Source organism: Polaribacter haliotis, from assembly GCF_014784055.1.
GTDB lineage: Bacteria > Bacteroidota > Bacteroidia > Flavobacteriales > Flavobacteriaceae > Polaribacter > Polaribacter haliotis.
Genome location: NZ_CP061813.1, coordinates 1,560,001 through 1,575,143, shown reverse-complemented (window position 1 = coordinate 1,575,143; position 15,143 = coordinate 1,560,001). Strand labels below are relative to the sequence as shown.

Here is a 15,143-nt window from a genome sequence, read left to right as displayed (position 1 = left end):
AATTTATTTATTTTCCGAATAAATGGAGTTCTGTAAACTCTTTATTTATAGTAATAGCCTTTGTTACAGAAGAATCTACTCTGTCTAATTCAATTTCCACATTATCGATTTGAACTGACGTAATTTCGAATGGTAAATTGTGAAAAACAATTTTAAAATTAGAATAGTTTGCGTCGAAATCTCCACGTTTGTGTTGTTGTAAAATAAATTCCGATTTTTTCCCTGTTACTTTAAAAGTACGTAAACTAAATCTTCCTTTCTTATAATCATATCCATCATGTGCATCATCATATAATTTAGAAGACTCTTTTCCTTCTTTATAATAAACATCCAAAGTAATTTCATCGAAATCTTTTTCTCCAACATATTGTTGCACTGGATATTTAGGTATTACAGCTCCTTCTTTTACAAAGATTGGCATGCTATCTAAATCTGCATCTACCCACATTTCTTTTCCTCCTTCTACAACTTCATCTGTCCAGAAATTATACCATTTACCTCTTGGAATATACATTCTTCTTCCTTTGGCATTTGGTTCTATTATAGGACAAGCTAAAATTTGCTCTCCGAAAACAAATTCATCACTTCTGTAATGCGTTTGCATGTCTTCTTGGTCATATAAAACCAAAGATTTCAATATAGGTGTTCCATCTTCTATATGTTTCCAAAAAGAAGTATATAAATAAGGTAGAAGTTGATATCTAATTTCTACGAATTTTCTTACAATATCTGTAATTTCATCTCCAAAAACCCAAGGTTCTTGATCTCCATGATCTCCAGAAGAATGTACTCTACAGAATGCATGGAAAATTCCTAATTGAATCCATCTTGCAAATAATTCTCCTTGAGGTTGTTCTGCAAAACCACCAATATCAGATCCTGCAAAAGAGAATCCAGACATTGCCATTCTTTGTGCTTGGTTATTTGCAATTGCTAAATGTTCCCAAGTGGCAACATTATCTCCCATCCAAGTAGAAGTATATCTTTGTGCACCAGAATACGCAGATCTTGTAATTACAAAAGGTCTTTTTGGATATGCATATTTCTTTAAACCATGGTAAGTTGCACGTGCCATTTGTGTTCCATAAATATTATGTGCTTTTCTATGAGAACATGGGTTTCCATCATAATCATGACGTACATCATCTGGAAATGTTTTGTTAGGAACATCCATAACTGCAGGCTCGTTCATATCATTCCAAACACCTTTTACGCCAATATCTTCAATTAATTCTTGAAACAAACCAGACCACCATTCTCTAACTTCTGGTTTCGTATAATCTGGAAAATAACATTCTCCAGGCCAAACTTTACCTTTCATATAAGGTCCATCTGCACGTTTACAGAAATAATCTTTATCTAATGCTTCTTTAAAAACATCATATTCCATGTCAATTTTAATACCTGGGTCAATAATAACCACAGTTTTAAAACCATCGTCTTCTAATTCTTTCACCATTCTTTTAGGATCAGGAAAATAATTTTTATCCCAAGTAAAACAACGGAAACCATCCATATAATCGATGTCTAAATAAATAGCATCACAAGGTATTTTTAAATCTCTAAATGTATTTGTAACTTCTTTTACATTTGCTTCTGGATAATAACTCCATTTACATTGGTGAAATCCTAAAGCCCATAAAGGTGGTAATGCATGAGGTTTTCCAGTTAAATCTGTGTAATTTTTTACAACGTCATTCATTTCTGGACCGTAAATGAAATAATAATTCATTTCTCCACCTTGAGCCCAAAAACTAGTTACATTTCTTCTTTCATGTGCGAAATCAAAAGAAGTTTTAAAAGTATTGTCAAAGAAAATACCATATGCTTTATTATCTTGGATGGCTGTGTAAAAAGGAATCGCTTTATAAATAGGATCTGTATTTTTACCAAATGCGTAAGAATCTGTTGCCCAGTTTTCAAAACGCTTTCCTTTCATGTTTACATCTACAGGTTTATCTCCTAAACCATAAAAACTTTCTGCCTTCTGACAATTTTTACTCATTTTTACGATGTCTCCACCATATTCGTAACTTTCTTCCCAATGAAAACCAATTTCGTCTTCATTAATTAGTTTCATATCTAAAGCATCGAACAAACTAACTTGCAAACTTTGCTTTTCTACTTTACAAACTAATTTTGCAGTTGTAATTATGTAATGTGTATCGTTTTCACTAACATCTAAAAAGCTGTATCCTCTACTCGCATGAATAGTAACTCCATAAGAAAAATCATTTTCAAATTTTCCTGTAGTTGAGTAACGAAAACGAATAACACTGTCTCTAATAACCGTAAGTTGAAGAACTACACTGTTTTTAGTCGTAAAATATAGTGTATCTACGTCTTTTTTATATTTAATTATTTCTGAAGGAAATAGATTTCCTTTTTGTTCTAATTCAGTATTAACAATCATATGTATTTGCTTGTTTTATAATCGTGTAAAAATCGTAAAAGTTTGGAACAGAACCATCTGTAAAGTCCTTTTTTTACGATAACGTTTTAGTATTATTTGTGATAAATAAAGTGCTAAAATACTACAAAAAACAGAAAATGAATGAAGTGTATGTATTATTCAGAATCCTATAAAAATAGTGCTTGTTTATTTTGAAGTATTAAAAAACAGCTATTTATTTTTACTAATACTATAGTAAAAACAAACAGCTATTTATAGATTTTTATTATTGGTATTTAAAAGCAAGCATCGCTAAAGGTGGCAAATCTAATTCTATAGAATTTTCTCTATTGTTCCACGTCTTTTTTTCTGAAGCTGATAACTTATTTTTATATTGATTTGTTCCATTGAACTTTTTATCATCACTATTAAAAACTTCTTTTAATTTCCCTGCTTTTGGCAAACCAATTCTGTATTTTTCTCTTGGCACTGGAGTCATATTCAACACAACAATTACATTGTCTTTTTCATTTTCTCCTTTTCTCATATAAGATAACACCGAATTTTGATGATCTCCATGATCTATCCACTCAAAACCTTCGTGAGAAAATTGTTTTTGGTGTAGTGCTTTTTCCTTTTTATAGAATTTATTCAATTCTTTTACTAAAGTTTGTGCTCCCTTGTGTACATCATATTCTAATAAATGCCAGTCTAAACTTCCCTCAAAATTCCATTCCGAAGTTTGCCCAAATTCACCACCTTGAAACAATAATTTTGTTCCAGGATGTGTAAACATATAACTATACATTAATCTTAAATTCGCGAAACGTTGCCACTCATCTCCAGGCATTTTTTCTACAATAGATTTTTTACCATATACAACTTCGTCATGCGAAAGAGGTAACATAAAGTTTTCTGTAAATGCGTAATTTAAACTGAAAGTTAAATCGTTTTGATGATGTTTTCTGTACAACGGTTCTTTCGCGAAATAGTCTAAAGTATCGTGCATCCAACCCATCATCCATTTCATACCAAAACCTAAACCACCATCGTAAATTGGTCTAGAAACTTTAGGGAAAGAGGTAGATTCTTCTGCAATAGTTTGTACATCTGGGAATGCTTCATAAACTGCAGTATTCATGTCTTTTATAAAGTCTACAGCTTCTAAATATTCATTTCCACCAAACATGTTTGGTTCCCATTCACCATCTTCTCTAGAGTAATCTAAAAATAACATAGAAGCAACAGCATCTACTCTTAAACCATCTGCATGATATTGGTCTAACCAAAAAATAGCATTACTAATTAAAAATGCTTTTATTTCGTTTCTTCCGTAATTAAAAATTAAACTTTTCCAGTCCTGGTGATATCCTTTTCTTCTATCTGGATGTTCATATAAATGCGAACCATCAAAAAATCCTAAACCATGATCGTCTGAAGGAAAGTGAGAAGGTACCCAGTCTAATAAAACGCCAATTCCGTTTTCGTGAAATTTATCCACCAAAAATTTAAATTCATCAGGATAACCAAAACGAGATGTTGGCGCAAAATATCCTGTTAATTGATAACCCCAACTTGGGTCGTAAGGATATTCCATAATTGGCATAAATTCTACGTGTGTAAAATTCATTTCTTTTACATATTTCACCAATTCATCTGCCAATTCATTATAGCTTAAAAATCGGTTTTCTTCGGTTTGTTTTTTCCATGAACCTAAATGAACTTCATAAACAGAATAAGGCGCATCTAAAGCGTTATTTTTCTTTCTGTTTTTCATCCATTTTTTGTCTTTCCAAGCATAATCGTCTTCCCAAACTACAGAAGCAGTTTTTGGTGGATGTTCACATCTTCTTGCAAATGGATCTGCTTTTTCGGTAATTACATTATTACTAGAATTACGGATTTTATATTTGTAAATAGCTCCTTTACCAACATTTGGAATAAAACCTTCCCAGATTCCACTTCCATCCCAACGTACATTTAAGTGATGTTCTCCTTCTTGCCAAAAGTTAAAGTCTCCAATTACAGAAACGGCTTTTGCACTTGGTGCCCAAACTGCAAAATAGGTGCCTTTTACGCCATCTACAGTTGTAATGTGTGCTCCGAATTTTTCATATAAACGATAGTGTTTTCCTGCTTTAAATAAATCAATGTCAAAATCTGTAAAAAGGCTGTGTACTTTTGTTTGTGTCATAATTTATTTATTAATTTTAAATATGTGGAAAGGAATGTGTGGATTTAATTCCACATAATTCCATTCATTATACCAATTGTAAGAATTATTTGTAATTAAATCCTGTACTTCAATTTTTTGCCCTTCATGTACATTTAATTGTTGCAATGGAACTTGAACTGAACCAGATTGTGTATGATAAGCATCTAAACTAATAATCGTTAATGTTTCATTAGTTCTATCTTGATTCCATTTATAGAAAGCGATTAAATTATCGTTTCCTGTTTCACAAAATTGAATGTTATTTGTTTGCTGAAAAGATTCGTTGTTTTTTCTTATGGAATTAATTAACGAAATAATCGTAGTTAATCTATTTTGCTTGTTCCAATCATAATGGCAAAGTTGAAACTTTTCAGACATATAATATTCTTCCTTTCCAACAATTGGTTGACTAATCATCTGTTCGAAAACTGGTCCGTAAATTCCGATATTAGAACTTAAAGTTCCTGCTAATGCATAGCGTAAAAGAAATTTTGCTTCAGGTGCATTTTGTAAATGAAACGGATTAATATCTGGCGTATTTGGCCAAAAATTAGGACGCATATATTCTTTTTGATCTGTCTTTGTCAACTCATTCATATACTCGATAATCTCGTGTTTAGATTCTCGCCAAGTAAAATAAGTATAAGATTGAGTGTAGCCTTGTTTTGCTAATTGTTGCATTATTTTAGGACGTGTAAATGCTTCTGCAAGAAATAAAACATCTGGATGTTTTTTCTTTACTTCAGTAATAATCCAACCCCAAAAATAATAAGGTTTTGTATGCGGATTATCTACCCTAAATACATTTATTCCACAATCTATCCAATAAAATAAAGTGTCTAAACATTCTTGCCATAGATTTTTATAATCTGCAGTTTCCCAATAAATTGGTAAAATATCCTGGTATTTTTTTGGAGGGTTTTCTGCATATTGCACAGTTCCATCTGGTCTCCATTTAAACCAATCTGGATGGTCTTTTACCCAAGGATGATCTGGAGCTGCTTGGAGTGCGTAATCCATAGCAACTTCAATTCCTTGTTTTTTTGCTTCTTTAATTAATCCTTTAAAATCTTCTAAAGAACCCAATTCTGGATGAATATCTTTATGACCTCCATGTTTAGACCCAATTCCCCAGGTAGAACCAACATCGTTGTTTTCTGCTTCTGTGGTATTGTTTTTTCCTTTTCTATTTACTTCTCCAATTGGATGAATAGGAGGGAAGTACAAAGTATCAAAACCCATTTTTGCTACTCTTGGTAACAATCTATGGCAATCTTTAAAGGTACCATGTTTCCCTTCTGTTTCTGATGCTGATCTTGGGAAAAATTCGTACCAAGTACTAAAACGCGCCTTTAATCTATCTACATAAACAGGTAAAGATTTGCTTTCGTGTGCAATTAATTTAATAGGATATTTACTTAAAACTTCTTTTAAATTATTGGAAACAGCTTCTTTTATTGCTTCAGCATATTTTGTTTCATCTTTAAAAAGAGTAATTAAAGAATTTAAATATTTTTTTTCTTCTGTTGTTGCTTTTTTAACGATTGGTTTTAATAATTCTGCACCTTCTAAAAGTTCTGATTTTACATGCTGATAATCATCAATTTTTCTGTCAATTCCATATTGCCAGTTCAAAGGATAATCTACCCAACCTTCTAATTTGTATTCGTAAAAACCTTGTTTTGTTACTTGAAAACTTGCTGAATATCCATCGTTATTTGTTGGATACATTCTTGTTTCTTTCCAAGTTTTTTCACTTTTATGTTTGTATAATAAACTTGCCTGAATTACATCATGTCCATCTACCAAAACATCTGCAGTTACAGTTACGATTTCGTTTACAACACGTTTTATAAAAACAGCTCCACAATTTAATTGAGGAGCTATGTTTTCTATTACAATTCTACTTTGATTTTGCATTAATTTGTTAAATTTTAGATTGTAAAAAATTTAATTCTATCCTATAATAGTTCCTTTTGGAATTGTAGCATCTTTTTTAATAACTACAATACCATCTTTAACCATATATGTATCGGTTTCTACATTTTCGATGTGTGTGCCTCCATTAATTCTTACATCATCTCCAATTCTACAATTCTTGTCTATAATACAATTATGTATGTAGCATCTATCTCCAATTCCCATCATAATATCTATCTTATTTTTGGCAACTTCCTCTAAAGTTTCATAATAATCATTACCCATCATATATGTATTAGATATTAAAGAGTTTTTCCCAATTCTAGATCGGATTCCAATTACGCATCTTTCAATTTTTTCTGCATGTATTATACATCCATCTCCAATAACAGCTTTATTTAAAATAGAACCTGCAAATTTGGATGTTGGTAAAACACGAGCTCTTGTGTAAACACTTTTTGCATCATATAAATTAAATTCTGGTACATCGTCTGTTAAACCTAAATTAGCTTCGAAGAAAGAATCTATATTACCAATATCTTCCCAATAACCTTCATATTGATAGCTTAATGTTTTGTGGTTTTCTATTGCTTGAGGAATAATTTCTTTACCAAAATCATTCGTATCTGGGTTGTCCATTAACTTAATTAATAGTTCTCTATTAAAAATATAAATACCCATAGAAGCTAAATAATCTCTTCCTTGGGCTTTCATATTTTCGCCAACATCAGATGTCCAATTTGGTAATAATTCTTCCCCTGGTTTTTCTATAAATGAAGTAATAACATCTTCATCATTTGTTTTTAATAATCCAAATGAAGTTGCATCTTTTGCATTTACAGGATAAGTTGCAATAGAAATTTCTGCACCACTTTCTCTATGTTTATTAATCATATCGTTAAAATCCATTTGATATAATTGGTCTCCAGAAAGTATTAAGGCATATTCGAAATCATTTTGTAAAAAATGATGCATACTTTGTCTTACAGCATCTGCAGTTCCTTGAAACCATTGATCGCTATTTATCGTTTGTTCTGCAGCTAATACATCTACAAAAGCAGAGCTAAAAAAACTAAAATGATATGTATTTGTTATGTGTTTATTTAAGGAAGCTGAATTAAATTGTGTTAAAACATACATCCTTTTAATGTCGGAATTAATACAATTTGAAATGGGTATGTCTACCAATCTATATTTTCCTGCAATTGGAACAGCTGGTTTCGATCTATCTTTTGTTAAAGGATATAACCTAGATCCTTGTCCTCCTCCTAAAATAATTCCTAATACTTTATCATTTACCATTTGGTTAGTTTTTTAGTGATTTATATAATTCTTCTACTTGTTTTGCAATTGCTATCCAATCGAAATGATCTTCAACTCTTTTTCTTCCTTTTTTTGCCATCGATTTTCTTAATTCTGGATTATTAATAACTTTATTAACTCCATCAGCTAAGTCCTTTGAAAATTTGTCTGGGTCTATTGGTTCAAAAGGTGCAGATTTTTGTTGTTCTACTGGAACTAATATTCCAGTTTCATTATGTACAACAACTTCTTTTATTCCTCCAACTGCACTTGCAACAACTGCTGTGTCACAAGCCATTGCTTCTATATTTATAATTCCAAAAGGTTCGTAAATAGATGGGCAACAGAAAACATCTGCGTGAGAATATAATTGAATAATTTCTTTTTTGGTTACCATTTTATCAATCCAAATAACATTATTACGTGTTTTTTGAACTTCGTTAACTGCCTTTTTCATTTCTTCTCCAATTTCAGGAGTATCTGGTGCACCAGCACACAAAACAATTTGTGTATCTGCATCTATATATTTTATAGCATTTACTAGGTGAATAATTCCTTTTTGTCTTGTAATTCTTCCAACAAAAAGTACATATGGTTTGTTTTTGTCTACACCATATTCATCTAAAGTATTACTATCGGAAGTGGTTACATATTCTTGTAAATTAATTCCATTGTAAATTACTTTCACCTTTTTTTCATCAACATTAAAATATTTTAAAACATCGTCTTTAGTTTCTTCTGAAACAGCTATAAGTGCATCTGCCATTTCAATAGCAGTTTTTTCTATCCAAGAGGAAGCATCATAACCACGACCTAATTGTTCTCTCTTCCAAGGTCGTAAAGGTTCTAAAGAATGTGTAGTAATTACTAGCGGAATCCCGTAACAAAGTTTGGCTACAATTCCTGCAAAATGTGCGTACCAAGTATGGCAATGAACTACATCTGCATCTATTGGTGCTGCGTTCATATGAAGTCCAGTGCTTAGCGTTTTAAATACGGCTTTTAGTTTATCTTCAGAATCATCAAAAATTGGATTTTCATAAGGAAACCCTTTTACATTTAAATTATCTCCATCTGAATCTTGGTCGCCAAAGCACCTTACATCAACTTCCATTAATTTAGCAAGTTCATTTGCTAAATATTCAACATGAACTCCAGCTCCACCATATACATATGGAGGGAATTCTCTCGTAAAAAAAAGTGCTTTCATAGGTTTAAAAGATAATTTAATGATTTTTGAACGTTGTTTGTTTTCGAATTAACGACGTTAAATTAACAAAAAAATATCAGGTATACCTACTGAAAAAATATTATTATCACTTTTATAACATAAAAGCTAAATATGAAGAGTTTAGTAAAGATTTATTAGTAATAAGAAGAAATGATTAATGTTTTGATAAGAATAAAAAGTGAAATTTAGTTATTACGTTGTTTATTAATTTCATCTTGAAGCTGTCTTCTTAATTTTTGCTCTCTTTCTAAAGATTTTTTACGATGTTGTTCAAATTCTTCCTCGATATCTAAAAGATTACTTTGAGCATCTTTTGTAATAATATGACTTCTAGAAAATTTAAAAACAAAATAAGATAATGCTAAAGTTAGTCCTAAAATAATACCCCATAAAATAAGATTGTAGCTAATTTTACTAAGTTGTAAACCAAATAAAGAAATTGAATTTTCTTTGTTTGTTGCAGTTTCTAAATCTAATTGAGTTTTAGTTAAGTTTGTCTGAATTTTTAAAACATTATCTCTTTCGAATTTTAATAAACTTTCCTTTTCTGAAACTAATCTCTGAGATAGCTTTATAGAATCTAAAACATCACGTTTCAGTTTTTGAAATTTCTCTTTACTAATTACTTTATATGTTTGATAAGAAGTGGAAGTTCTGTAGATTTTATCAAATTGCCCCTCTAAAGAGTTATCTTCTTGAACTTTTTCCAGAGTTGTTTCTTGTGCAAATGAAAAGATTGTGCTAATTAATAAACAAAAAGTGGTAAATTTTAATTTCATTTTAAAGTTTTTTTTGACGAATGTACAAATCTATAAAAAAAACCCAAACGATTATGTTTGGGTTTTTATTATATAAGCAAGTATTTATATTTATTTTATTTTCTCTACAACTGCCTTAAAAGCGTCTGGGTTGTTTACAGCTAAATCTGCTAAAACCTTACGGTTTAATTCGATATTGTTAGCTTTTACTTTTCCCATAAACTGAGAGTAAGACATTCCGTGTAAACGGGCTGCAGCGTTAATACGTACAATCCATAAAGAACGGAAGTTTCTCTTATTGTTTTTACGGTCTCTATATGCATAAAGCATACCTTTTTCAACCGCATTTTTTGCTACTGTGTAAACGTTTTTTCTACGTCCGAAGTAACCTTTTGCTGCCTTCAAGATTTTTTTTCTTCTTTTTCTTGAGGCTACTGAATTTACTGATCTTGGCATAATTTCAATGTTTTTTGTAGTAGGCGATTCACATAAGAATACTTTTTAAATTTAGCCTAACTCCATGGTTAATAATTAAATTCCCTTATTAAACTTATTTTAAGTTTAATTGTTGCTTAATGTTAGACTCATCTGCTTTGTGTACCAAAGTGTCATGAGTTAACTTTAATTTACGTTTTTTAGACTTCTTTGTTAAGATGTGACTTTTAAACGCGTGCTTTCTTTTGATTTTTCCAGTACCAGTAACTTTAAATCGTTTTTTGGCGCTAGATTTGGTTTTCATTTTAGGCATTTCTCCTTCGTTTTTATCTTGCTTATAAGACATTAATCTTGAACTTGTTTCAAGATATATTTATATCACTACAAAGTTAAACCTTGTAATTGTTTTATTTTACTTTTTTAGGAGCAATAAACATAATCATACGTTTACCCTCTAACTTTGGTAACTGCTCAACTTTACCATATTCTTCTAATTCTTGCGCTAATTTTAATAAAAGAATTTGTCCTTGTTCTTTAAAGATAATCGAACGACCCTTAAAGAAAACAAATGCTTTTAATTTTGCACCATCTTGTAAGAACTTTACTGCATGTTTTTTCTTAAACTCATAATCATGCTCATCTGTTTGAGGTCCAAAACGAATCTCTTTAATAGTCACTTTAGTGGCTTTAGACTTTAATACTTTCTCACGTTTTTTCTGCTCATACAAGAATTTCTTGTAATCAATAATTTTACAAACAGGAGGTTTAGCTTTTGGTGAAATCTCAACCAAATCTAATTCCTGTTCTTTGGCCAATTCTTTAGCTTTATCTAAAGGATATACACCAACTTCCACATTTTCGCCCACAAGACGAACTTCGTCAACATATTTTATTTTTTCATTAATTCTATGTTGATCTTCTTTGATTACTCTTAACGGTCTTCTCGACCTGCTTCTACGTATTGCTATGACTTAAAATTTTTAAATTTAACTTATGGTTGTTTTCCAACCTTTTTATTTATTGAATTCCAAAATTACTTAAAATTTCTTCAATGTTTTACTTTCTTCTGCTTTTATTAAGGAAATAAATTCTTCTATTGTAAATGTTCCAATATCACCTTCACCATGTTTTCTTACAGAAACTGTGCCATCTTGCTCTTCTTTCTCACCAACAATAACCATAAATGGAATTTTGCCAACTTCTGCATCTCGTATTTTACGTCCAGTTTTCTCACTTCGGTTATCTACGAGGGCGCGAATTTCGGAATTTTCTAACGATTCTAAAACTTTTTCTGAATATTTTTGATATTTATCACTGATTGGCAACAAGATAACTTGATCTGGAGTTAGCCAAAGTGGGAAATTCCCACCTGTATGTTCCAGCAATACCGCAATAAAACGCTCCATAGAACCAAATGGTGCTCTATGAATCATAACTGGTCTGTGAGATTGATTATCTGAACCTGTATACGTCAAATCGAAACGTTTTGGCAAATTATAGTCAACTTGAATCGTTCCAAGTTGCCAACTTCTGCCTAAAGCGTCTTTCACCATAAAGTCTAATTTTGGTCCGTAAAAGGCTGCTTCACCTTCTTCAATAACAAAATTTAAACCTTTATCGGTTGCTGCATTAATAATTGCTTGTTCTGCAACTTCCCAAGTTTCTGTATCTCCTATATATTTATCAGGATTACTTTTATCTCTAATAGAAACCTGAGCAGTAAAATCTTCAAAACCTAAAGAACCAAATACATATAATACTAAATCAATAACATCTTTAAATTCTTGATCTAATTGTTCTGGAGTACAAAAAATATGTGCATCATCTTGTGTAAAACCTCTTACACGAGTTAAACCATGTAACTCTCCACTTTGCTCATACCTATAAACTGTTCCGAATTCCGCGAAACGTTTTGGTAAATCTTTATAAGAATAAGGTTTAAAATTGTATACCTCACAATGGTGTGGGCAATTCATAGGCTTCAATAAAAACTCTTCATCCATTTTCGGAGTTTTAATTGCCTGGAAACTGTCTTCACCGTATTTTTCATAATGTCCAGAAGTAACATATAATTCTTTCTGACCAATATGAGGTGTCATTACCATTTCGTAACCTGCTTTTTTCTGTGCGGCTTTTAAGAAATCTTCTAAACGAGAGCGTAAAGCAGCTCCTTTTGGTAACCATAAAGGTAGACCAGCACCAACTTTTTGAGAAAAAGTAAACAATTCTAATTCTTTTCCTAATTTTCTATGATCTCTTTTTTTAGCTTCCTCTAATAATTCTAAATATTCGGTTAGCATTTTTTGCTTCGGAAAACTAATTCCGTAAACACGTGTTAACTGATTATTCTTTTCGTCACCACGCCAATAAGCACCAGCGACGCTCATTATCTTAATCGCTTTTATAATTCCTGTATTAGGAATGTGTCCTCCTCTACATAAATCTGTAAAGTTGCTATGGTCACAAAAAGTAATATCTCCATCTGTTAAGTTTTCAATCAACTCAACTTTATATTCATTATTTTCTTCCTTATATAATGACAAGGCATCCGCTTTAGAAACAGATCGAATTGAAAACTCATGTTTTCCACGAGCAATCTCTAGAAACTTCTTTTCAATAGCAGGAAAATCCTTATCAGAAATAACAGCATCACCAAAATCTACATCATAATAAAACCCATTGTCAATCGCAGGCCCAATAGTTAATTTTGCTTTTGGGTAAAAGCTTAAAATAGCTTCCGCTAAAACGTGAGCTGAAGAATGCCAGAAAGCTTTCTTACCAGCATCATCATTAAATGTATATAAAACTAAAGAACCATCTGTAGTTAATGGAGTAGTGGTTTCAACGGTAGTTCCGTTAAAATTTGCAGATATAACGTTTCTTGCGAAACCTTCACTAATGCTTTTTGCAACATCCATTGGAGTGCTATTTACGGCAAACTCCTTAATACTTCCGTCTGGTAAAGTAATTTTAATCATTTAATCTATAATTTTTTGAGACTGCAAAGATATTAGAAAACAATTTTTCACACAATATATATGTGTACTTATTATATAGGAGTGTTTTTTTAGGGTGTTCCCACGCGAAAATGCGTGGTCGGGCTTTTCGCACTCGCTTTTTATTTGCCTAAAAAGCAAATAAAAGAGCTCAAACAAATGCTTCAATCCCTAACACGTTCTTGTTTGTTAACTTTTAGTTTGAGGAGGGGGTATTTATTATTAAAGGTTTTAGAGATAAATCTGATGTGTTTTTAATAGACGTTACATATAATATGAGATTTACAATACTCATTTTTAAATTTTAAAAGAGACTTTTTTAACAAAACATAGTTTTAGATAAGTCTAAATCAGTAAAGAATTAATGTGGAAGATTAGTTAATCTGCGTTTTGTCTTTTAAATTCATGGGAATAATTAAGATTTCTTAGAGCTAAATTAATGTTTACTGTACTTATTTTTGATAAATGTCGCAATAAGCAGATTCAGTTCCGCCCAAATAGTTTAATCTTTTGAATTCATTTATCTATTTAATCATGTTAGATTTGGTTATAATTTGCGGTTTTGAGTTCTATATGATAAAAGCATTAAAAAAGGTCAAAAAAACTTTCGATTATAACCTTCGTATTTTCAATGAATTATCTCGGTTAAAAAATAAATTTAAAAAGAATTTAAAATAATAGTTGTGAGATTAGAAATGAGTTGTATATTTGCACCCGCTAACGGAAATATGAGTATGTTAGTTTAGTTCATTGAGATGTTGTTTTAGCTTTATTAACTGGGTTAGGAGTGGTGTTTTTGGTTTTATTTTTAGCGATAAAAAAAGAGTAAAAAAAATATAAATTTTAATTAGGTTGGTAAATAAAAAACATTGTATCTTTGCCGTCCGATTTATCGGGGAATAAAGTTCAGTTTTTTAGGGGTTAAAAAAATAAAAAATTTATTTATTTTTTGCTTGTCAATTCAAAAATAAGTTTTAGATTTGCACCCGCTAACAGAAACAGCAAATACGATCAGAGAAATTTTGGAATAATAGTTACGATAATTATTAGTTAGTTCAAGTCTAACATTTCTACAAATTAGGATTTAAAACGATTGTGAAAGCAAGAGTGCGATACCCTAAAAGTTCATTGAAAATATTGAAATTGACAGCGTAAACAAAGAGTAGAATAACCACATTAGTAAAATAATGTAAATTCTTTTGAAACTTATTCATTCATATTATTTAAAATATACAATGAAGAGTTTGATCCTGGCTCAGGATGAACGCTAGCGGCAGGCTTAACACATGCAAGTCGAGGGGTAACATTGGTGCTTGCACCAGATGACGACCGGCGCACGGGTGCGTAACGCGTATAGAACCTACCTTTTACAGAGGAATAGCCTTTAGAAATGAAGATTAATGCCTCATAGTATTGCGACTCGGCATCGAGATGTAATTAAAGATTTATCGGTAAAAGATGGCTATGCGTCCTATTAGTTAGTTGGTAAGGTAACGGCTTACCAAGACATCGATAGGTAGGGGTCCTGAGAGGGAGATCCCCCACACTGGTACTGAGACACGGACCAGACTCCTACGGGAGGCAGCAGTGAGGAATATTGGGCAATGGAGGCAACTCTGACCCAGCCATGCCGCGTGCAGGAAGACGGCCCTATGGGTTGTAAACTGCTTTTATACAGGAAGAAACACTCGTACGTGTACGAGCTTGACGGTACTGTAAGAATAAGGACCGGCTAACTCCGTGCCAGCAGCCGCGGTAATACGGAGGGTCCGAGCGTTATCCGGAATCATTGGGTTTAAAGGGTCCGCAGGCGGTCAATTAAGTCAGAGGTGAAATCCCATAGCTTAACTATGGAACTGCCTTTGATACTGGTTGACTTGAGTCATATGGAAGT

Annotated in this window: 10 protein-coding genes and 1 rRNA gene (1 of these 11 running past the window's edge); 1 reads left to right on the top strand and 10 read right to left on the bottom strand. The window is 31.6% G+C overall.

From position 1 onward, the window contains the following. Positions 1 to 7: 7 nt before the first annotated feature. The 10 genes from H9I45_RS06595 to thrS all read right to left on the bottom strand — a co-directional run bounded on the left by H9I45_RS06595 (position 8) and on the right by thrS (position 13,231). A complete protein-coding gene (locus H9I45_RS06595; RefSeq protein ID WP_088354560.1) occupies positions 8 to 2,413 on the bottom strand; it encodes a glycoside hydrolase family 31 protein in 2,406 nt (801 codons plus the stop codon). Between the two features lie 265 nt (positions 2,414 to 2,678). Beyond that, entirely contained in the window at positions 2,679 to 4,586 is a 1,908-nt protein-coding gene (gene glgB / locus H9I45_RS06590; RefSeq protein ID WP_088354559.1) for a 1,4-alpha-glucan branching protein GlgB, read from the bottom strand. Positions 4,587 to 4,589: 3 nt separating this feature from the next. Beyond that, positions 4,590 to 6,527 carry an alpha-1,4-glucan--maltose-1-phosphate maltosyltransferase gene (locus tag H9I45_RS06585; RefSeq protein WP_088354558.1) on the bottom strand — a complete coding sequence of 646 codons (1,938 nt, stop codon included), beginning with the start codon at positions 6,525 to 6,527 and terminating at the stop codon, positions 4,590 to 4,592. A 36-nt stretch (positions 6,528 to 6,563) separates the two neighbouring features. Then, the gene (locus tag H9I45_RS06580) at positions 6,564 to 7,829 is read right to left on the bottom strand and encodes a glucose-1-phosphate adenylyltransferase (protein ID WP_088354557.1); all 1,266 of its coding nucleotides are present in this window, start codon (positions 7,827 to 7,829) and stop codon (positions 6,564 to 6,566) included. Positions 7,830 to 7,833: 4 nt separating this feature from the next. Then, positions 7,834 to 9,039 carry a glycogen synthase gene (gene glgA, locus H9I45_RS06575; protein WP_088354556.1) on the bottom strand — a complete coding sequence of 402 codons (1,206 nt, stop codon included), beginning with the start codon at positions 9,037 to 9,039 and terminating at the stop codon, positions 7,834 to 7,836. A gap of 206 nt (positions 9,040 to 9,245) precedes the next feature. Then, positions 9,246 to 9,839 carry a hypothetical protein gene (locus H9I45_RS06570; RefSeq protein WP_088354555.1) on the bottom strand — a complete coding sequence of 198 codons (594 nt, stop codon included), beginning with the start codon at positions 9,837 to 9,839 and terminating at the stop codon, positions 9,246 to 9,248. Positions 9,840 to 9,929: 90 nt separating this feature from the next. Then, positions 9,930 to 10,274 (bottom strand): 50S ribosomal protein L20, encoded by a 345-nt coding sequence (rplT, locus tag H9I45_RS06565; RefSeq protein WP_036823323.1) that lies wholly within the window; start codon positions 10,272 to 10,274, stop codon positions 9,930 to 9,932. A gap of 94 nt (positions 10,275 to 10,368) precedes the next feature. Further along, complete coding sequence (gene rpmI / locus H9I45_RS06560) at positions 10,369 to 10,566, bottom strand: 50S ribosomal protein L35 (protein ID WP_088354787.1); 198 nt, start codon at positions 10,564 to 10,566, stop codon at positions 10,369 to 10,371. Between the two features lie 94 nt (positions 10,567 to 10,660). Then, a complete protein-coding gene (gene infC, locus H9I45_RS06555) occupies positions 10,661 to 11,158 on the bottom strand; it encodes a translation initiation factor IF-3 (RefSeq protein ID WP_140422763.1) in 498 nt (165 codons plus the stop codon). A 132-nt stretch (positions 11,159 to 11,290) separates the two neighbouring features. After that, entirely contained in the window at positions 11,291 to 13,231 is a 1,941-nt protein-coding gene (thrS, locus tag H9I45_RS06550; protein ID WP_088354553.1) for a threonine--tRNA ligase, read from the bottom strand. A gap of 1,250 nt (positions 13,232 to 14,481) precedes the next feature. Between thrS and H9I45_RS06545 the strand changes: the two genes are divergently transcribed. Continuing rightward, a 16S ribosomal RNA gene (locus H9I45_RS06545) occupies positions 14,482 to 15,143 on the top strand (it continues 858 nt past the right edge of the window).

What these genes read in the sequence shown, in the direction of transcription:
- rpmI (WP_088354787.1), bottom strand. Translation starts at nt 10,566, where the DNA reads ATGCCTAAAATGAAAACCAAATCTAGCGCCAAAAAACGATTTAAAGTT.
- rplT (WP_036823323.1), bottom strand. Translation starts at nt 10,274, where the DNA reads ATGCCAAGATCAGTAAATTCAGTAGCCTCAAGAAAAAGAAGAAAAAAA.
- H9I45_RS06595 (WP_088354560.1), bottom strand. Translation starts at nt 2,413, where the DNA reads ATGATTGTTAATACTGAATTAGAACAAAAAGGAAATCTATTTCCTTCA.
- H9I45_RS06585 (WP_088354558.1), bottom strand. Translation starts at nt 6,527, where the DNA reads ATGCAAAATCAAAGTAGAATTGTAATAGAAAACATAGCTCCTCAATTA.
- glgA (WP_088354556.1), bottom strand. Translation starts at nt 9,039, where the DNA reads ATGAAAGCACTTTTTTTTACGAGAGAATTCCCTCCATATGTATATGGT.
- thrS (WP_088354553.1), bottom strand. Translation starts at nt 13,231, where the DNA reads ATGATTAAAATTACTTTACCAGACGGAAGTATTAAGGAGTTTGCCGTA.
- glgB (WP_088354559.1), bottom strand. Translation starts at nt 4,586, where the DNA reads ATGACACAAACAAAAGTACACAGCCTTTTTACAGATTTTGACATTGAT.
- H9I45_RS06580 (WP_088354557.1), bottom strand. Translation starts at nt 7,829, where the DNA reads ATGGTAAATGATAAAGTATTAGGAATTATTTTAGGAGGAGGACAAGGA.
- H9I45_RS06570 (WP_088354555.1), bottom strand. Translation starts at nt 9,839, where the DNA reads ATGAAATTAAAATTTACCACTTTTTGTTTATTAATTAGCACAATCTTT.